The 18,951-nt window shown below is 39.1% G+C and carries 16 protein-coding genes and 1 CRISPR repeat array; of the genes, 12 read left to right on the forward strand and 4 right to left on the reverse strand.

The features are described 5' to 3' along the window. Positions 1-37: 37 nt before the first annotated feature. The 3 genes from gltB to ftsY are packed head-to-tail and all read right to left on the reverse strand — an operon-like array spanning position 38 to position 6,372. Complete coding sequence (gene gltB / locus BLW93_RS00445) at positions 38-4,366, reverse strand: glutamate synthase large subunit (RefSeq protein WP_076712139.1); 4,329 nt, start codon at positions 4,364-4,366, stop codon at positions 38-40. Beyond that, positions 4,363-4,962, reverse strand: a complete 600-nt coding sequence (locus tag BLW93_RS00450) for a hypothetical protein (RefSeq protein WP_076712140.1) — start codon at positions 4,960-4,962, stop codon at positions 4,363-4,365. The genes gltB and BLW93_RS00450 overlap by 4 nt, the downstream gene beginning before the upstream one ends. Before the next feature lie 21 nt (positions 4,963-4,983). Beyond that, a complete protein-coding gene (gene ftsY, locus BLW93_RS00455) occupies positions 4,984-6,372 on the reverse strand; it encodes a signal recognition particle-docking protein FtsY (RefSeq protein WP_076712141.1) in 1,389 nt (462 codons plus the stop codon). Between the two features lie 96 nt (positions 6,373-6,468). Between ftsY and thiE the strand changes: the two genes are divergently transcribed. The 12 genes from thiE (at position 6,469) to BLW93_RS00515 (ending at position 18,060) form a co-directional block, all read left to right on the forward strand. Next, positions 6,469-7,104: a thiamine phosphate synthase gene (gene thiE / locus BLW93_RS00460; RefSeq protein ID WP_076712142.1), complete on the forward strand. Its 636-nt coding sequence runs from the start codon at positions 6,469-6,471 to the stop codon at positions 7,102-7,104. Then, entirely contained in the window at positions 7,076-8,131 is a 1,056-nt protein-coding gene (gene alr, locus BLW93_RS00465; RefSeq protein ID WP_076712143.1) for an alanine racemase, read from the forward strand. The genes thiE and alr overlap by 29 nt, the downstream gene beginning before the upstream one ends. 17 nt (positions 8,132-8,148) lie before the next feature. Continuing rightward, positions 8,149-8,970, forward strand: a complete 822-nt coding sequence (locus tag BLW93_RS00470) for a 50S ribosomal protein L11 methyltransferase (protein ID WP_076712144.1) — start codon at positions 8,149-8,151, stop codon at positions 8,968-8,970. After that, a complete protein-coding gene (locus tag BLW93_RS00475) occupies positions 8,943-9,791 on the forward strand; it encodes a PHP domain-containing protein (RefSeq protein ID WP_245791967.1) in 849 nt (282 codons plus the stop codon). Before BLW93_RS00470 ends, BLW93_RS00475 begins: the two co-directional genes overlap by 28 nt. A gap of 2 nt (positions 9,792-9,793) precedes the next feature. Beyond that, positions 9,794-10,765, forward strand: a complete 972-nt coding sequence (locus BLW93_RS00480; protein WP_076712145.1) for an NAD(P)H-dependent glycerol-3-phosphate dehydrogenase — start codon at positions 9,794-9,796, stop codon at positions 10,763-10,765. Further along, entirely contained in the window at positions 10,762-12,630 is a 1,869-nt protein-coding gene (gene selB, locus BLW93_RS00485; RefSeq protein ID WP_076712146.1) for a selenocysteine-specific translation elongation factor, read from the forward strand. Before BLW93_RS00480 ends, selB begins: the two co-directional genes overlap by 4 nt. Before the next feature lie 105 nt (positions 12,631-12,735). Further along, a complete protein-coding gene (rpsU, locus tag BLW93_RS00490) occupies positions 12,736-12,963 on the forward strand; it encodes a 30S ribosomal protein S21 (RefSeq protein WP_022846945.1) in 228 nt (75 codons plus the stop codon). Positions 12,964-12,983: 20 nt separating this feature from the next. Then, entirely contained in the window at positions 12,984-13,436 is a 453-nt protein-coding gene (locus BLW93_RS00495; protein WP_076712147.1) for a GatB/YqeY domain-containing protein, read from the forward strand. A gap of 64 nt (positions 13,437-13,500) precedes the next feature. Further along, the gene (locus BLW93_RS00500; RefSeq protein WP_076712148.1) at positions 13,501-15,780 is read left to right on the forward strand and encodes an endonuclease MutS2; all 2,280 of its coding nucleotides are present in this window, start codon (positions 13,501-13,503) and stop codon (positions 15,778-15,780) included. A 150-nt stretch (positions 15,781-15,930) separates the two neighbouring features. Further along, positions 15,931-16,565: direct repeats of the CRISPR family, unit length 35 nt; unit sequence GTTGAAATGCCCTTAAAAGTGAGAGGGATTGCGAC. Between the two features lie 409 nt (positions 16,566-16,974). Beyond that, positions 16,975-17,538, forward strand: a complete 564-nt coding sequence (locus BLW93_RS00510) for a DMT family transporter (protein WP_216818642.1) — start codon at positions 16,975-16,977, stop codon at positions 17,536-17,538. Continuing rightward, on the forward strand, positions 17,460-17,831 hold the full coding sequence (locus BLW93_RS09010) for an EamA family transporter (protein WP_216818644.1): 372 nt from the start codon (positions 17,460-17,462) through the stop codon (positions 17,829-17,831). Before BLW93_RS00510 ends, BLW93_RS09010 begins: the two co-directional genes overlap by 79 nt. A gap of 73 nt (positions 17,832-17,904) precedes the next feature. Next, complete coding sequence (locus BLW93_RS00515) at positions 17,905-18,060, forward strand: FmdB family zinc ribbon protein (RefSeq protein WP_022846941.1); 156 nt, start codon at positions 17,905-17,907, stop codon at positions 18,058-18,060. A gap of 33 nt (positions 18,061-18,093) precedes the next feature. Here BLW93_RS00515 and truD read toward each other — a convergent pair whose 3' ends face one another. Continuing rightward, positions 18,094-18,951, reverse strand: coding sequence for a tRNA pseudouridine(13) synthase TruD (truD, locus tag BLW93_RS00520; protein ID WP_076712150.1), 858 nt, complete (start codon positions 18,949-18,951; stop codon positions 18,094-18,096).

Genomic DNA, 18,951 nt, shown 5'->3' on the forward strand with positions numbered 1-18,951 from the left:
TGCGGTATTATACACCATTCAAAATTATAACAATTTGTTAATCTGGTAGTCCTGTCGTTCCTATTGTTGCAAGCTCAACCTCTTTTGCTCCTATGGGCACAACTTTTCTGATTCTTTCGAACATAAAGTGATTTTCCAGAATTTCCGCAGCTCTTTCGCTTTTTGTAAATCTGTAATGTTTATTGAGGAGGACTTTTAGAAAGTCGACATCTTTTCTTGAAAGTTCTTTTACGGTTACGTAATTACTGTTTATCTTTTTCTCTATTTCGTCGTCAAAAACGTAAGCCACACCGCCTGTCATTCCTGCTCCAAAGTTCATTCCTACCTTTCCGAGGACGGCAACGACACCTCTTACCATGTATTCGCAGGCGTGTTGTCCTGCTCCTTCAACGACAGCAATGGCACCGCTGTTTCTAACGGCAAATCGTTCGCCTACCCTACCAGCTGCAAAGAGTGCACCTCCCGTGGCTCCGTAAAGCAGAGTATTACCTGCTATAACGTTTTCTGACGGATTTCCTTTAAAGTTTTCCGGAAATGTTATAACTATGAGTCCACCGCCCAGTCCTTTTCCTACGTAATCGTTAGCTACGCCTTTGAGAAAAAGATTTATTCCTTTTGAAAGGAAAGCTCCGAAGCTCTGTCCAGCAGTTCCCTCAAAGTATAGTTTAATAATATTTTTTGGAATCTCCTTTCCGAATTTTCTTATAAGAAGGTTTGAAAGGGGAATACCGATACCGCGGTCTGTGTTCTTGATGATGTATCTTCCGATAAAAGGTTCTCCGTGTTCTATGTAAGGTTCTGCATCTTGAACGATTCTGTCGTTTAGAGGTGATTCAACAGCATTGTAAGGGTAGGACTGCCTTTCAAACGGAATTGAGGGTTTAAGAATGTAACTTAAGTCAAGTTCTGAGGCTTTTGTGAACTTTTTAATTTTTTCCACGTCAGGTTTTAAAAGTCCGCTTTTTCCTGTTATCTCTTTCAGGCTTCTATATCCCATCTTTGCCAGGAATCTTCTCACATCTTCTGCGATGAATCGGAAATAGTTTATTACAGCTTCAACCTTCCCTTTGAATCTTTTCCTCAAAGCTTCATCTTGTGTTGCTATTCCTACTGGACATCTGTTCGTATGACACTCTCTGTCCATTACGCAACCTTCTGCTATCATAGCTGCCGTCCCTATGCCGAATTCTTCGGCACCGAGTAATGCTGCTATTATGACATCCCTTCCCGTTTTTATTCCTCCGTCAACTCTAAGGATTACGTTTTCTCTCAGTCCATTTTCACTGAGGGCTCTATGTGTTTCGGGAAGGCCTATTTCCCATGGGAGTCCAGCTCCTTTTATTGAGGTTATAGGAGATGCTCCAGTTCCGCCGTCACATCCTGATATCTGGATAACATCGGCTTTTGCTTTTGCCACGCCGGCAGCGACAGTTCCAACTCCAGATTCTGCAACAAGTTTGACGGCTATTTTTGCTTCAGGGTTTGCAAGTTTCAGGTCGTATATTAGCTGTGCAAGGTCTTCTATAGAGTAGATGTCGTGGTGGGGCGGTGGAGATATAAGAGTAACGCCGGGAACAGAAAATCTAAGTGATGCTATGTAAGGAGTAACTTTTTTTCCTGGTAGGTGTCCGCCTTCTCCCGGTTTTGCCCCCTGTGCTATTTTAATTTCAATTTCTTCGGCAGATGAAAGATAAGCCGGGGTGACTCCAAACCTTCCTGATGCCACCTGTTTTATCTTGCTGTTTTTAATGGTTCCGTATCTTTTGGGGTCTTCACCACCTTCACCGCTACAGCTTTTTGAACCTATCCTGTTCATCGCTTCGGCTATTACTTCGTGTGCTTCTTTTGAAAGTGCTCCCACGGACATGCCGGGAACCATGAGCTGTTTCATAATCTCTTCTGCTGATTCCAATTCCTCTAACGGAATCGGTGTTCTGTCTGATTCTATTTTCAGAAGATCCCTTATATAGACGGGGTTTTCTTTATAGTAGTCATAAATTTTCAGATATTCGTCAAAGTTCCCTGTTTTTGAAGATTTCAGTATGGCTCTTACAACCTGGACTGAAAATCCGTGTTTTTCTTTGCCCGGACGGTAATAAAGTTCACCGCTTTCCGGAATTTCATCAAGTTTTTCGGCAATTTCGAGTCTTTTGTTTATCTCTTTTTCTATGTCTTTTAATGTCATTCCGCCTATCGGGGAAAATGTATTCGGGAAGAATTCTTCAACAATTTCTTTTGAGAGGCCTATAATGTCGAAGTTTTGTCCAAGATGGTAGGATGATATGAGGGATATGCCCATCTTTGACATTATCTTTAGAAGTCCCTTGGTTACTGCTGTTTTGTAGTTTTTAACAAGTGTTTCAAACGGTAGATTGAGTTCAATTTCTCGTGTTTTAAGATATTTGTAAACCAGATGGGGGTAAACTGCGCTTGCTCCAAAAGCTATAAGAGCGGCAATTTCGTGGGTATTTTTTACCTCTCCCGTTTCAACGACAATGGAAACTTTATGCATAAGTTCTTTTTTCTTCAGGTAGTTTACAAGTCCTGATACTGCAAGCAGCGAAGGAATTGGTTTTTGGGTGTCTTTATCGGAAAGAATTACTATGTCGGCACCTTTCTTGATTTCAAGTTCTATCGTTTCAAACAGTTTGTAGAGTCCTTCTTTAAGATCCGATTCAAATTCCATTTTGAACGTTGCGGTTTTCATGAATTCAAGGTTTTTCAGACTTTTAAATTCTGAAGGTGTGAGCAGTGGTGATTTAAGTTCTACTCTTCTGGGCAATTTCCCTTCTCTTTCAAGGAAGTTTACCTTGCCGCCCAGTCTCATTTTCAGGGACATAACAACTCTTTCTCTGATCGGGTCTATCGGTGGATTTGTTACCTGGGCAAACTTTTGCTTGAAGCAGGAAAAGAGTAAGCAGGGATTTGTTGACATGAAAGGTGGTGGTGTGTCGTCTCCCATTGAATATACAGGTTCTTTTGCCTCTTCTGCCATTTCGTCAATAATAAATTCAAGGTCTTCTTTTGAAAAACCAAACTTCATCAGTTCTTTTTTCAGTTTTTCTTCTTCCGGTTTCTCAAATGTGCAAGGTGTTGAAAAGTCGGAAAGTTTAAAAAGCTTTCTCCTTATCTCTTTTTTAAGGTTTCTCTGAAGGGCGATTTTTCTTAAAACTTCTTTGTTTGTTTCTACCGTTCCAAATTCTGTGTTTACAACGAGGATTTCTCCGGGGGAGAGTCTGTTATGAGAAACAATTTTGCTTTCCGGGATTTCTATCATTCCTTCTTCAGAGCCAAAGACAATCAGGTTATCATCTGTTATTATGTATCTTGCAGGTCTTAATCCGTTTCTATCAAGCTTTCCGCCTACCGTTTTTCCATCTGTAAATACTACTGCTGCAGGTCCGTCCCACGGTTTCATGAGAAGAAGATGATAGAGGAAAAATGCCCTTTCATCTTCGTCAAGGTCAAGCATTTCGTATGCAGGCGGTATTAGGACGCTTATGGCTTCTTCCGGTTGATATCCGGCAAGCACCATAAGTTCAAAAACTCTATCAAGGGATGCTGAATCGCTTTCATTAAAGTCTACGAGCGGAAGGATTTCTCTTATCTGTGTTCCGAAACGGGAACTTTTTATTATCGGTTCAACAATTTTTATAAAGTTTCTGTTTGCAGTTATTGTGTTGATTTCGCCGTTGTGAGCGAGCATTCTTAGGGGTTGTGCAAGTTTCCATTCGGGGTTTGTGTTTGTTGAGTATCGTTGATGGAATAGCGCAATTGCCGTTTTAAATTCTTCGTTTTTAAGGTCCGGGTAAAATTTTTCAAGGTCAGGTGCAAGGAGCATTCCTTTATAGACTATCAGATTGTTTGATAAAGATAGAATGTAGTTTTCTTTTGCAACCTCTTTTAGAGCCTTTTCTAATTTTCTGCGAAGTATGTAAAGTCCGATGTCTCCCAAGAATGGGATGATAATTTGGACGATGAGAGGCATAGCTTTTCTGGCTATTTCTCCACATTCTTCCACTTTTATCGGAACTTCCCGGAGTGCAAAATCTACCTTTTCTTCTTTAAGGAGAGTTTCAAGTTTTTTTATTGAACCGTCGGCTGTTTTTCTATCTAAAAATATTGTTCCAACGGCGATGTCATTGTCTTGAAAGTCTTTTCCAATTTTTTTAGCCTCTTTTTTAAAGAATTCTTCTGGAAGCTGGAATAGGACACCGGAGCCGTCTCCCGTTCTTCCGTCTGATAGAACAGCGCCTCTGTGGGTCAGATTGGAAACGGCTTTAAGTGCATTTTTAAGTATTTCATGGCTTTTTTCTCCGTTGATGTTTGCTATAAATCCGACACCGCAGGAATCTTTATGTTTCATTTTTCCTTCTCCTGAAAATGGATTATGTATTTTCCGTTGAATGATGTTGCTTCTTCAAGGCCTATAAACTTTGTTCCGTTTTCTTTGAATTTTTTGAAAGTGTCTGAGGGGAATAGGCAGTATTCAGGTTTTATGGTTTTTATAATCTCTTTAAATATGGGATTTTCGGGTTTTAGGTTGGAAACGAATATCTGAACTCTTTCAAGTTTCAGTTTCTGGAATGTGGCGAAAAGAGCGGCTATATCTTCGGCAAATATATAGCCTGTGTCTTTCTTCGGAAATTTTCCATTGTTTCTTTTTGCCCATTCCTGTCTTGTGAATTTCCACGTTTGTGGATGGTAGATACCGCTGAGCCCGCAGAAATAGATTCCTTTATATTTGAAAATCCTTGACATTATGTCAACACCGTCACTTTTTGAGAGGATTTCATAGTCTTTCTCTTTTCCGTGAATGTAAAACCATGTTCTCCTTAAAATTAAAGGTTTTTTTAAGTTTAACGGCCCTAAAGAGATGCTTATGTCTGCGCCGGAGACTTCTAGTAGTCCTTTTAACCTTTCTTCATTTCCGTTAAGGGCACCTGTTATGAGAAATTCCATTGCCTTCTCCTTTTAGAGGCTTTAGCTGAAAAGTTCTTCTACGAATTCTTCAGGGTTGAAAGGTCTTAAATCTTCTATCTTTTCACCTATGCCGATATACTTTATCGGTATTTTTAGTTCGCTTGCTATCGCGACTACTATTCCGCCTTTTGCTGTACCGTCAAGTTTTGTAAGCACGATACCTGTTACGTCTGTTATCTCTTTGAAAGCTTTTGCCTGAGATATTGCGTTCTGTCCCGTGTTTGCATCAAGAACAAGGAGAATTTCGGAAGGTTCACCGGGTATCTCTCTGCTTATAACCTTCTTTATCTTTTTGATTTCTTTCATTAACCTATCTTTGTTGTGAAGTCTGCCAGCCGTATCAACTATCAGGATATCTTCTCCTCTGGCTTTTAAGCTTTGGACAGCGTCAAACACTACGGAAGCAGGATCTGCCCCTTCGCTTCCTTTTACTATTCTTACGTCTGCCCTTTCAGCCCACACCTCAAGTTGTTCTATTGCAGCTGCTCTGAATGTGTCGGCTGCTGCAAGGAGAACGCTTTTGCCTTTGTCTTTAAGCTGCTTTGCCAGTTTTCCTATTGTTGTTGTTTTTCCGACCCCGTTAACGCCAAGAACCAGAATGACAGACGGACTGTTTTCTGTTCTCAATTCTCCGGCATAGTTTGACAGCAGATTTTTCAGCTTTTCTTTGAGGACTTCAAGAAGTTCATCTGAGGTTTTTAGTTTTCTCTTTTTAGTCTCTTTCCGAAGTTCATCTATAAGCTGAAGGCTTGTTTTTACTCCTATATCTGCAAGAATTAATCTCTCTTCCAATTCCTCAAACAGTTCTTCATCTATTTCTCTTCCTTTAAAAACGGAGAAATTCAGGGCTTCTCGTGTTTTCTTTAAGCCTTCTTTAAAGGTTTTAAAAAATCCTGCTTTTCTTTTGCCTGTCTTTTCTTCCAGCTCTTTTTTTAGCTTTTGTAGAGTTTTCTTTTCGCTGTCGGGAGTTATAGCCTCTATCTGTTTGACTATTTTAAGAGCTTCTTCGTTTAACCCCTCTTCTTTTAGTATTTCTGCGATATTATATCCGGCAAAAAATTTTACCTTTTTGTTTCCAGATTGAAATGCGGTTTCAAAAAAGTTACGAGCCCTTGAGAGTTTGTTGTTTTCTTTCTCTTTAAGTCCGGCAAACAGAGCTTTTATCTCCTTTTCGGAATCGGGAATATGTTTTAGTGTTTCTTCTATTAATTTTTTCTCTTTTGCAATTTTAACCGCTTCGGTAACAAGGTTTCCGTTGCTGTAAATAATTGCGTTTGAAAGTGCCTCTCCGTCGTTTTCTTTCTCGGCCAGTTTTAACCACTTTTCCGGCTGGTTTGGATTTTCTTTCAGTTCTTCTCTTAAGCCTTTTCTTTTAAAAAAACCGAGCATAGTTTACTCCTTTAGCTATTGAACGTCTGGTAATACTAAATTATACTATTACTTTGATTTGATTTTTCCACATTTTCGTTTATGAAAGGTGTTCTAATGGATTTAAGGCTTTATGCAATTACTGATGAACGTTTTATGGATGAAACCAATATAGCCGATAAAGTGGCAGCGGCAATAGAGGGTGGTGTTTCTGTTATTCAGTATAGAGCCAAAAGTAAAGATTCTGTTGTTATGTATCGTGAAGCTTTGATTGTTAGGGATGTTACCAAAAAATATAGGATTCCGTTTATCGTTAATGACAGACTGGATATTGCCCTTGCTGTGTCTGCCGATGGTGTTCATGTCGGACAGACCGATCTGCCGGTTTCTGTTATAAGGAGAATTGTAGGAAGAGATTTTATAGTGGGGCTTTCAACTCACAATTTGTTTCAGGTTGAAAATGCCAATAAAGAAGAAGTTAATTACATAGGTTTTGGTCCTGTTTTTCCGACAAATACGAAGAAGAATCCTGATCCGGTAGTTGGAGTGGACAGTTTATGTGAAGCTGTGAAAAAATCCGTTCATCCGGTTATTGCAATTGGAGGGATTAATTCGGATAATATTGGCAGTATTCTTATGTGTAAACCTGCAGGTGTCGCAGTTGTCAGAGCGGTTTTTGACGGAGACCCTTTCCTGAATGCCAGAAAATTGAGAGAGAAGATAGATGCTGAGATGGGCGGAAGTTTATCTTGATAGATTAAAGAGAAATTACGAGAATCTGAAGAGGTTTACCGGGCATAAAAGAATAATTGCAGTTGTTAAAGCAAACGCTTACGGGCACGGAAGTGTAAAAGTTGCTTCTTTCCTTGAAAGGAAAACTGATGTAGATGCCTTTGCTGTTGCTACAGTTTTCGAGGGTATAGAGCTCAGAGAAGGAGGGGTGGAAAAACCTATTATTGTGATGAGTAATCCTCTTTTTGAAAATGCCCGTAACTTTCTGGAATATAGATTAACACCTGTAATTTTTGATTTTGAGAGTTTAGGTATTGCTCTTGAAACGGGAATTCCATTTCATATAAAGTTAGATACAGGTATGGGCAGATTGGGTTTTTTGCCCGGAGATTTTCAGAGGTTAACAGAAATTTTTAAGTCTCCTCTTTTTAAAGGTATTATGAGTCATTTTCCTGTTTCTGATGAGGATAAGTGTTTTACTAAAGAGCAGTTTTCGTTTTTTTTAAGGTTTATTAAGGAAGTTCTAAAAGTTAATAGAAATGTTGCAGTTCATATAGATAATAGTGCGGCTGTTCCTTACCATTTTGATTCGTTACTGACACATTCAAGAATTGGTCTTGCTCTTTACGGAAGTAAGCCGAGTTCCAATTTTCCTGTAAAACTTGAGCAGGTCATGGAGATTAAGTCAAGATTGATACAGGTAAAAACTCTGCCGGAAGGATGGGGAATTTCTTACGGCAGGACTTATGTTACCTCTTCACGAGAGAAGGTGGGAGTTGTTGCTTTTGGGTATGCTGATGGTTTGATGAGAAGTCTTTCTGGTAATTGGTCTGTGAAAATTAACGGCCGGAAGTGTTCTGTTAGAGGAAGAATCTGTATGGATATGACGATTGTTTCACTTGAAGGGGTTAAGGCTTCTCCAGGTGATGAAGTTATCATTACCGATAGAGAGCTAACCTTTGATAAAATGGCAGAGAAAGCAGGCACGATTTCATACGAGATTATGTGTGATGTCAGTCCAAGGGTTAAGAGAATATTTATAGAGTAAAGTTTGAGAGGGAGGAAATGGAAAGGTATTACATGGCTTTTGACTTTGCCATTCCGAACGAAGAGAGAGATAAAGCGGATTGCATACTTTTTGAGGCTGGTTGCAAAGGGATAGAGGATTTAAAAGAGGAGAATGGAATATCGTATATTCGTGTCTATTTTGACAGTGAAACCGATTTTAATCCTCAGGTTTCACCTCTTAAGGATTATCTGCTTGGATCTTTCAGAATAGAAGAGCAGAACTGGAATGAAAACTGGAAAAAGCATTTTAAACCGACGCCTATTGGAAAAAAAATTGTTGTTGTTCCTTCATGGATGAAGGATGATTTTGATCCCGGTGACAGGATCCCTATATACATCTATCCGGGGCAGACTTTCGGCACAGGTACTCATGAAACTACAAAGTTGATGATGGAACTTATAGAAGAGTTTATGCTTCCCGGATTTTCGTTTCTTGATGTTGGTTGCGGAACCGGCATTCTCTCTATTCTTGCCAGAAAACTGGGTGCTAAAAAAGTTGTGGCTTGCGATATTCAGAAAGAGGTTGAGGATGAGCTTGAACTTAACATGACTATAAATAATGTTTCTGGTATAGAGTTTATTCCCGGAAGTGTTGATGCTGTTGAAGGGACTTTTGATATGGTTGCTGCGAACATAGAGAAACACCTCTTAGAGCCGTTAATACCTGATCTTGTCAAAAGGACGGGAAGATATTTACTTGTTTCAGGCATTTTGAAGCATCAAGAAGAGGATATGGTGAAGAAGCTTAAAAATGAAGGCCTTGTTATTAATGAGATTAGAAGGGAAGATGAATGGATAGCTATAGCGGCAATGAAATAATGGTTGACCTTCATGTCCATACCACCTGTTCCGATGGGACAGATAAACCTGAAGATGTCGTTAGGCTTGCTTATTTGAAAGGACTTTCCTTGATAAGTATCACTGATCATGATACGGTTGCAGGGCTAAATAGAGCTATGAGTGCCGGGAAATTATACGGTGTTGATGTTATTCCGGGAATTGAAGTAACAGCGGATACTTCCACTCTTCCGGAGTCAGCGGAGTTTCATATTTTGGGATATTTTGTTAATCCTTCTGCTCCATCAATGCTTGAACTTGTGGATTTTTTCTCAAAATCGCGGGAAGAAAGAAACAGAATCCTTATTGAACGTTTGGAAGAGGAAGGTTTTGATATAAATTACGATGAGCTTGAAAAACTTTTTGGTAAGAATTTTGGAAAACCAAATATCGTTACAGTTCTTGTTAAAAAGCATATAGTCTCTTCTCGCGAAAGTGCCTTTGCTCTTTTAAAAAGGTTCAAAGTCAAAAGAAGGAAGCTTGACCATAGAGAGATTTTCAAATTGATTAAAGAAGCAGGTGGAATTCCTGTGCTGGCGCATCCTTGCACTTTAAAACTAAAATGTTCGAAGCTTTACGATTTTGTTGTCGGTTTGAAAAAGGAAGGGCTGGAAGGTATTGAAGTTATTCACTCTGACCATACTCCTTCAATGATTGTAAATTTTAAGGAAATAGCAAAAGACCTTGGACTTTATACCACGGGCGGTAGCGATTATCACGGGTATAATAAACCTGACATAGACATTGGTATGCTTAAAATTAAAATGAAAGATCTCAATTTTGGTGTTTTAGCTGGAGTGTAATTATGGTTATAGGTATTCTCGGTTCTGGAAGCTGGGGGTCTGCTCTTTCAATTCATTTTGGCAATAATGGTTTTAATGTGATTCAGTGGTGTCGAGAAAAGGAAGTTGCCGATTCTATAAACAGAGAGAGAGAGAACAGAAAGTATCTTAGTGGTGTTCCTTATCCTGAATCTGTTAGAGCCGTATCAGATATAGAAGAATTTTTTGCAAAAGTGAAGGATATCGTTTTCTCTGTTATTCCTGCCCAGTTTACTGGGGATTTCTGGAAAGCTAATAGAGAGTATCTTGTAAAGAGAAAAGTTATATGTGCAAGTAAAGGAATAGAGATTTCGTCTTTAAAACTTTTATCGCAGGTTTACGCAGAAGTTGTTGGGGGCGATTATTTTGTCCTTTCTGGTCCTACGTTTGCAAGGGAGGTTGCTTTTGGAAAGCCCACCGCAGCAGTTCTCGCTGGAAAAAATATAGATAAGACTTTTGAAGTGGTTAATCTTTTAAATACAAAACTTTTTCGCCTTTACGCTTCCGATGATCTTATCGGCGTTGAAACAGGTGGAGCAATGAAAAATGTTATAGCTATTGCAGCCGGTATATCTGACGGTATGGAGCTTGGAAACAACGCAAGAGCGGCATTGATAACAAGAGGACTTCATGAGATAAAAAATCTGGGAGTCAGGCTTGGAGGTAAAGAGAAGACTTTTTATGGTCTTTCAGGAATGGGAGATTTAATTCTTACATGCACCGGTAATCTTTCAAGGAACAGACAGTTCGGCCTTACTATTGGAAGAGGCGAAGGAGAAGTTGATAAAAAATATGTTGTTGAAGGTGTTCACACAGTAAAGGCAGCCGTGGAGCTTTCGAAGAGGTTGAATGTCGAAATGCCTATAACCAGAGCTGTTTACGCTGTCTTGTATGAAGGGAAAAAACCTTCAGAGATAATGCTTGATTTATTATCAAGACCGGTGAAGGAAGAATGAAGAAAGTAGTAACGATAGGAACTGCCGGGCACATAGATCACGGAAAGACATCCCTTGTAAGAAAATTGACAGGCATTGATACGGACCGGTTAAAAGAAGAAAAAGAGAGAGGCATGACCATAGAACCTGGCTTTGCCCATTTCTTCCTTGATGACTACCTGATAAGCATCGTTGATGTTCCTGGACATGAGAAGTTTATCAAAAATATGGTAGCCGGTGCTCACGGAATAGATGGTGTTCTTTTTGTTATCGCGGCGGATGAAGGTGTTATGCCTCAGACGGAAGAACACCTTGCCGTTTGTGAGATGCTCGGGATAGAGAGAGGCATTGTTGTTCTTACGAAAATTGATACTGTTGATGAAGAGTGGCTTGAGCTTGTTGAAGAAGATGTAAAGGATTTTTTAAAAGGAACTTTTCTTGAAGATGCTCCGTTTGTTAAAGTTTCTTCCAAAACAGGAGAAGGATTTGACATTTTAAAAGAAGAGTTGAAAAGACTGGCAGAATCCATCAGGAAACAAAAGGAAGAGAGTTTTCCCCGTCTGCCTGTAGATAGAGTATTTACGGTGAAAGGTTTTGGCACTGTCGTTACGGGTACTCTTTCCGGTGGTAGACTTTCGAAAGGGGAGGTTGTTGAGATTTTGCCTTCTAAAGTTGAATCAAAGATTAAAAATTTGCAGACGGCAGGTGCTGATGTGGATGTTGCGTTTCCCGGTCAGCGGACGGCTGCGAATCTTACAGTGCCGAAAGAGAAGGTCCATAGAGGGAACATCCTGACTCTTCCCGGAATTTTGAATTCTTCAAGAATTGTTGATGTAACATTTGCACTTTCAAAAACGGCAACTACTATTGAGAAAAGGATAAAGGTGCACTTTCACTATCTTACGCTCATGGCCGAGGCGGAGATAGTCCTTATAGATAGAGATGTTTTAAATCCCGGTGAGAGATGTTTTGCTCAGATTATTTTTGACAGGGAAATTTATCCGGTTTACGGGGATAACTTTGTTGTAAGAACGATTTCCCCCGGTAGAGTTATAGGAGGCGGCACAATTCTTCATCCTCTTGAAAAGAAGCGTTACCGGAAAAAGTTTGCCGGTGTTTTTATGAAAAAATTGAAAGCCCTTTCCGGGGGCAGAGAAGATGCCTTTTTAGAGTTTGTAAAAGAGATGGAGCCTCTTAAAATTGAACTTTTGCCGCAACTTCTTAACATTTCGCCAGATAATGCAAGGCATTTTGCTCAAAAGTTTGAAAAGGCCGGAGAGGTGGTTGTTTCAGATGGACTTGTTTACACCGCAGAAACCTTCGGCGGTCTGGTTGAAAAAGCACTGAAAATTGTTGAAGATTATCACAGTAGATATCCTGTGGCAAAAGGTATAAATAGAGAAACGTTAAAAAGTCTCTTAAATGTCGGAGATGAACTTTTCTTAAGGATTCTCTCTTCTTCAGGACTTGAAGAAGAGAGAAAAGTTATAAGGCAGAAAGGATTTGTCCCTCATCTTGATGAAAAGTTTTTAAATTTGAAAGAGAAGCTTGATTCAGAGCTTAGAAAGGGTGGATTTTCCGCACCGAGTTTGGATAATTTAAGAGAAAAGCTCAATATTTCTTCAGAGGATTTTTACACCCTTCTCTCTTTTCTTAAAAAAGAAGGTTACAAAACGGCAGGAGAATTTCTCCTTTCTCCTGAAGTTTATCGGAAGATAGAAAGAAGAACGGTTGACCTTTTAAAACAAAAAGGCGAAATAACAGTCGGTGATTTTAAGGAGCTTTTTAATCTTTCAAGGAAGCACGCCATTCCTTATCTTGAACTTCTTGATGCTGAGGGTGTGACGGTGAGAGATTCGTCGGGAAAGCGAAAATTAAACGTATAGTCGTTCCCCTGAACTCTGTTTAAATCTCTTGAAAACAGTTGCAAATTGGTAATCGTGGTAATATAATGGCACTAGCAAAATTACCACCAAAGGAGGCGATGCTTAATGGCAACAATTTACGTGCGTGACGGAGAGCCATTTGAGAAGGCGCTGAAGAGATTCAAAAAACTGTGTGAAAAGGAAGGTATCCTTACCGAAATTAAGAGAAGAGAATACTACGAAAAGCCGAGTGAAAAGAGAAAGAGAAAGGCAATGGCTGCAAGGAAGCGCCTTATCAAGGCTCTCAAGAAGCGCGGTCTTCTTCCACCGAGGGGTAAGAAGAAGAAAAAGTAATTATTTAAGAGGCGTTACTGATGGGATTAAAAGAGAAACTTATTAAAGACATGAAAGAGGCCATGAAGGCCAAAGATAAGGTTAGACTCAGCACCATCAGGATGATAAACTCTCTCATAAAGAATGCCGAAATAGACAAGCGTGGTGAGCTTACAGACGAAGAGATTGTTTCTCTTCTCCAGAAATATGCAAAGCAGAGGCGTGAATCTATAGAACTTTATGAAAAAGGTGGCAGGCAGGACCTTGTAGAGAAGGAGAAGGCAGAGCTTGCAATTGTTGAGTCTTATCTTCCAGAACAGATGGGAGAGGATGAGATTCGTAAAGTAGTTGAAGAAGCTATAGCCGAAACGGGAGCTTCTTCACTGAAAGATTTAGGTAAAATTATGAAAATTGTAATTCCTAAAGTTAAAGGAAAGGCTGACGGTTCTGTTGTTAACAGGATTGCAAGAGAACTTCTCTCAGGAGAAAGTTAATTACCATGGCTTATAATCGTGGCGCTGGCACTCCTTTGGTCTATTGGAGGGGGTATTCATCATAATGTTCAAAGGAGTGTGGCGCCACCTTGATTTTGATACTCTCCTTGAGAAAACTGCCTCCCTTGCCCGGAGTGAATCTGGTAGAAAGGCGGTTCTCTCCATTACACCTTCTACCGATGTTTCGGAGATAACAGAAGAGACACTTATTACATTTGAATTTGTAAGACTTCTGACAGAAAAATCTTTTCCCCTTGAAGCTTTCCCCGATATTTCATCAATTATAAAAAAGGCAAAAGTTGAAGGTGTGATATTTTCAATTCCTGAAATTCTCTCCGTTCATGCTGTCTGTTCTCAATCTAAAATTGTTAAAAAGTTCCTCAATAATATAAGGGAAAGATTCCCGAGGCTTTCGGCTTTCTCCAGTTCTCTTTCAAGTTTTCTTGAATTGAGGGAACTTATTGAGTCTTCCATTGATGAAAACGGTGAAATTCTTGATACTGCGTCTTCTAACCTTAAAATGATAAGGGAGAAAAAGAGACAGATTGCAGACAGTATAAAAAAACGGCTTGAATCCCTTGTCAGAAGGAACGAAGATATCTGTCCCGATCAAATTATAACCATACGAAACGGCAGATACGTTGTTCTTGCCAAAAACAGCTACAAAAAACGGTTTTCAGGTATCGTTCACGACCGGTCTATTTCAGGACATACTGTCTATGTTGAACCTGCCTTTGTTGTTGATGATAACAACAGGTTAAGAGAACTTGCGACAGAAGAAGAGAAAGAGATAAAGAGGATTCTCACCTACATAAGTAAAAAGATAAGGGAAAACAGATTCCGTATTTCTGCTGCCTTTTCAACGCTTGTTGAACTTGATAGACGATACGCAGTTGCTGAAATGAGCCGCAGGTTGAAAGGCACGCTTCCTGAGATTTCGGACAGGATAGAACTTAAAGATGCAAGACATCCGCTTCTTGCCCTTTTACAAAAAGAAGTTATTCCTGTTGATGTAAAGGTTGAAAAAGGCCTTGTTATTACTGGTCCGAATACCGGCGGTAAGACGGTAATACTTAAAACTCTGGGACTTTCCACTTTGATGTTTCAATCGGGATTTCTCATACCTGCTGCGGAAGGCAGTAAAATCCGTATTTTCAAGAAAGTAAGGGCAGACATAGGTGATGAGCAGAGCATTGAACAGAGTCTGAGCACTTTCAGCGCTCATGTTAAAAATATTTCTGAGCTTCTTAACGAAGCTGATAAGGATACCCTTGTTCTTCTTGATGAGCTTGGTGCCGGAACAGATCCGATAGAAGGTTCGAGCCTTGGTGTTGCGATACTGGAATATTTAAAAGAAAAAGGTGCCATTTTAATCATAACAACCCACTTTACGCCGATAAAACTTTATGCTTATAAAGATGACTATTACGAGGTTGCATCTGTTCTCTTTGACGAAAAGAGTTTGAAGCCTCTTTACCGTCTTGCCTACGGAGTAATAGGTAGAAGTTACGCTTTTGTTATAGCCAAGCGCTACGGTATGCCTGATGTTGTTATAGAAAAGGCGCAGAAACTTCTATCTTCGGAGGATAGAATTGCATCTGAAATTGTTGCGGCGCTGGAATCTGAATATAGAGCCCTTCAGAGCGAGAGAGAGCAGGTTGCAAAATTAAAGGAAGAACTTGAGAGAGAAAGAGAAAAACTTGAGAAGGAAAAAGAACTTTTAAAAGAAAAAGGTGTTGAAAACCTTCAGGCTTACATAAGGGAGTTTAGAGAAAAAAGCGAGAAGCTTCTTGCCGAAATTCAGGACGAAAGACTCAGAAAAAAGGTAAGGGCGCTTATACAGGAAGCTAAAAAGAAGGTGGAAGCAGCTGAAGAGAAAGAGATAAAGAAAGCTGCTGCGGAAATAAAGCCCGGCATGATTGTAAAGGTAAAAAAGACAGGAAGGAAAGGAACAGTTATAACCGTTGATACAGAGAGAGGTACAGCAAAAGTTGCGATAGGTGCTTTGAAAATAGACATGAAGTTAAATCAGCTTGAGCCTGTTATTGAAACCGTTATAGATGAAAGAAAAATAAGAATAGACACAAAAATGCCTCAAAACTTTTTCCCTGAAATTAAACTACTCGGGATGAGAGGAGATGAAGCGCTTGATGCTGTTGAAAAATTCCTTGACGATGCAAGAATTGCAGGATTTCACAGGGTTAAAATCGTTCACGGTCATGGAACAGGCATTTTAAAACGGCTTGTTCGGACATATCTGAAGGATTCTCCTTATGTTAAATCATTTCGTGCTGGAAAAATAGAAGAAGGTGGTGACGGCATTACGATTGTGGAGTTGAAATAGTATAATAGCTGTGATCTTTTACATCTGAATATGCAAAAAGGTTTTTTAAAAGTTGTATGTTCAGAGATACTGATTTTCAATGAGTTTTAGATTAGTATGAAAGACTTAACTTTCGAAACCTTTGAAAGTACATGCCTAAAATTCGGTGCAGTTGAAATGCCCTTAAAAGTGAGAGGGATTGCGACGAGATTAATTTCCCCCTTCTCTACGAAGAGAAGAAGGAATTCTTGTTGAAATGCCCTTAAAAGTGAGAGGGATTGCGACTAAGGACGGATAATAGTTTTTTATAAAACCTTCAAGCGTTGAAATGCCCTTAAAAGTGAGAGGGATTGCGACCAAGGGATAACCTTCTTTATATACAGTTATCCCTTTGTTGAAATGCCCTTAAAAGTGAGAGGGATTGCGACAGTTTTGCCTTTACGGTATGAGACATTTTTTTCTCGTTGAAATGCCCTTGAAAGTGAGAGGGATTGCGACCTCTTCCAAATCCTCCTCCTCCTCTTCTGGGGGGAGGAGAAGTTGAAATGCCCTTAAAAGTGAGAGGGATTGCGACCGCGGGGTTCACTACGCTTAAAATGATGCTGCCGTCCTCGCTGGTTGAAATGCCCTTAAAAGTGAGAGGGATTGCGACTTTTAAGTCTTACTGGTATAAATACGAATATATCCTTGTTCATTGTTGAAATGCCCTTAAAAGTGAGAGGGATTGCGACCGGTCACTATAGGATGTTGAAGACCAATATTGGTCTTCCAGTTGAAATGCCCTTAAAAGTGAGAGGGTTATTTGTCATCCTGAGTGAAGTGAATGGTAGGCAAAAATAAAGAAAAGGGATTTCTGTAAATTTTTACAAGTGTTATTTGATGTACGATGGTAGATAATTTTAAAAAACTTGAAATTTTTTCGCCGGAAGGTTAGCGGGATATATTATTTTTTTACTGGATAGTTTTAAGTTTATTCTTGGTTGAGACTGTTGATTTTTCTACTCTCAGTAAACTTTTACATCCAGGAAGTAGCTATAACGGATTTAATTACCTCCCATTTTTCTATCCATTATTGTTCTTGCTAATGCTGCTTTCTTTAGTAGAAAACAAAGAACTAAAAATGTCATATTTTTCTGATTATCTGTTTGGCGTGGTGATTGCTTTTCTGAAAGTTGTTTTATAATTTTTGTTTTAAGTTTTAATTTCGGGAATTTGATGAAATCTAAAGGTTTTCTTGAGATGTTAGGGGCTACTTCCATATGGGGCAGTGTTCCTCTTATGGGTATATGGTCAGGGCTGCCGAGCGGTGTATTTGTATTTTTTAGAGTTCTCTTTGCGTTTCCTTTTGTTTTTTACTTTGCCGTCAGGAAAAGTTCTTTAAAAGAATTTTTTAATTTAAAACCTTATTGGCCTTTGCTTTTAAGCGGTATCATGCTTGGAGTTAACTGGGTTTTCTTTTTCTGGGCAGTTAAAGTTACGGATATTGCAACTGTTGTAACTATCTATTATGCAGGTCCTGTGATTTCCATTCTTTTGGCAGCGTTCTTTTTGAAAGAAAGGATGAATCTTTTTACGGTTGTTTCTATTTTTTTAGCTTTTGCCGGTGTTGTCGTCAGCAGCGGCGGATTTAATATAGATAAAGGTGCGGTTATTGCCCTGCTTGCTACGGGTTTCTTGGATTTTTCTCAAAAGTTTCCACCATTCATCATAAAGCAGTTACAGTTACCGCCTGGCAGATACTTATATCCATCTTTATTACTGTTCCTTTTCTATTCCTAACTGACTGGTGTTTCACAGTAAACGGCTTTTTAGTTACTCTCTTTGCAGGTATTATTCATACAGCTCTTGCCCTTTTTCTCTGGTATGATGCCCTTAATTATATTAAGGTTTCGTTTGCTTCTATATTGCAATACTTTGATATAGTTTTTGCAATTATTCTTGCCTATCTTTTTCTTTCTCAAGTTCCTACCGCTCGGCAGGTTTTGGGAGCTTTTTTTAATTATAGCTGCCGGAAGTTTGATTTCGATGAAAGAAGTAAAATCTGGAAGTTAACTCTTTTAGTCTTCCACTAATATTGTATTTGTCATATATTTACTAATACAGTTAAAGTAATGATTATATGATGTCTGAATTTTCGGAGGAAGAATGCAGATTTACGTTTTTAAGTGTAACGAGTGCGGAAAAGAGTTTGAAGTGGAAATCTTTGCACCGCTTCAGGTTCTTGATGTTAAGTGTCCGGAATGCGGCTCGGATGATGTTGAGGTGATAAACATCATCAATATCTGTTCACCGTTTGGCTGAGGTTGATAGAAAGGGGAAGGTTTCCCCTTATTTTTAACCACAAAAAATTAGATAAACTGTTGCGTAGGCGCCTTTTGGAAGTGAGAAAGAGATAAAGTCGTTCTCAATTTTCGCTTCAACCGGGAGGTATGTTTTTCTAAAATCTCCCTTTATTCTCAAATTCTTTAAGGTTTTGATGAAATCATCTGTTGAAATGCCTTCTTTTAGTAATATCTTTTTGTAAAAAGACCAGCTTTCCCTGTAATCCTTTTTATGTCCTGCAATTGTCCAGAATCTCGGCACTTTTTCTCTGATTTTTTCAAAGGGTTCTGAAGGAATAAAAAAGCGAAAATCTTCATGAGTTTTAAATGTTCCTTCTACCGTTTCAGATAGATAAAGGTTCAGCGTTTCGTTCCACAGGAATGACAGGAAGGCATCTATGAGGAAGTTTTCCCGCCACTTTAGCTTCCTTGGTTTTTCCATAAGTTTTTTAAAAAGTTTTTTTCCTTTGTCAATGTTTCCTTTCAATCTCTGGATTCCGTAAAAGTTTATGAAGTAATCGGCAGGTTTAACCTTTTGCCCGTGCAATTTTATGTAAAATCGGTTTCCCTTCAGGTGTCCGATTTTTATCTTCTTTTTTATTTTTCCGATAAATTTTAAAAAATAAGTTCCGTCTTTAAGGTTTTCTCTTATATGGTTGCCTTTAAATTCCGGGAATGTAACGTGCTGAACTGTTATGGCTGTTTTGTCTTTAAGTCCTGCATAGGAAAAGCCTAAGAAGGATGCAAGCTCTCTCGTTGTGAGGTTTTTCTTCGTTAAAAGGTATAAAAAGTGTGTTCCATTTTCATCCGTTTCAAGAGAAGCTTCTTCAATGACTATAAAATCTTTGGGTCTCTTTTTTATCTCTATCAT

This window comes from Desulfurobacterium indicum (genome assembly GCF_001968985.1).
GTDB lineage: Bacteria > Aquificota > Aquificia > Desulfurobacteriales > Desulfurobacteriaceae > Desulfurobacterium_A > Desulfurobacterium_A indicum.

Bases quoted from the DNA above. Each gene is read 5' to 3' on its own strand.
- gltB (WP_076712139.1), bottom strand. From the start codon at position 4,366: ATGAAACATAAAGATTCCTGCGGTGTCGGATTTATAGCAAACATCAAC.
- BLW93_RS00450 (WP_076712140.1), bottom strand. From the start codon at position 4,962: ATGGAATTTCTCATAACAGGTGCCCTTAACGGAAATGAAGAAAGGTTA.
- ftsY (WP_076712141.1), bottom strand. From the start codon at position 6,372: ATGCTCGGTTTTTTTAAAAGAAAAGGCTTAAGAGAAGAACTGAAAGAA.
- thiE (WP_076712142.1), top strand. From the start codon at position 6,469: ATGGATTTAAGGCTTTATGCAATTACTGATGAACGTTTTATGGATGAA.
- alr (WP_076712143.1), top strand. From the start codon at position 7,076: ATGCTGAGATGGGCGGAAGTTTATCTTGATAGATTAAAGAGAAATTAC.
- BLW93_RS00470 (WP_076712144.1), top strand. From the start codon at position 8,149: ATGGAAAGGTATTACATGGCTTTTGACTTTGCCATTCCGAACGAAGAG.
- BLW93_RS00475 (WP_245791967.1), top strand. From the start codon at position 8,943: ATGGATAGCTATAGCGGCAATGAAATAATGGTTGACCTTCATGTCCAT.
- BLW93_RS00480 (WP_076712145.1), top strand. From the start codon at position 9,794: ATGGTTATAGGTATTCTCGGTTCTGGAAGCTGGGGGTCTGCTCTTTCA.
- selB (WP_076712146.1), top strand. From the start codon at position 10,762: ATGAAGAAAGTAGTAACGATAGGAACTGCCGGGCACATAGATCACGGA.
- rpsU (WP_022846945.1), top strand. From the start codon at position 12,736: ATGGCAACAATTTACGTGCGTGACGGAGAGCCATTTGAGAAGGCGCTG.
- BLW93_RS00495 (WP_076712147.1), top strand. From the start codon at position 12,984: ATGGGATTAAAAGAGAAACTTATTAAAGACATGAAAGAGGCCATGAAG.
- BLW93_RS00500 (WP_076712148.1), top strand. From the start codon at position 13,501: ATGTTCAAAGGAGTGTGGCGCCACCTTGATTTTGATACTCTCCTTGAG.
- BLW93_RS00510 (WP_216818642.1), top strand. From the start codon at position 16,975: ATGAAATCTAAAGGTTTTCTTGAGATGTTAGGGGCTACTTCCATATGG.
- BLW93_RS00515 (WP_022846941.1), top strand. From the start codon at position 17,905: ATGCAGATTTACGTTTTTAAGTGTAACGAGTGCGGAAAAGAGTTTGAA.
- truD (WP_076712150.1), bottom strand. From the start codon at position 18,951: ATGATAGAGATAAAAAAGAGACCCAAAGATTTTATAGTCATTGAAGAA.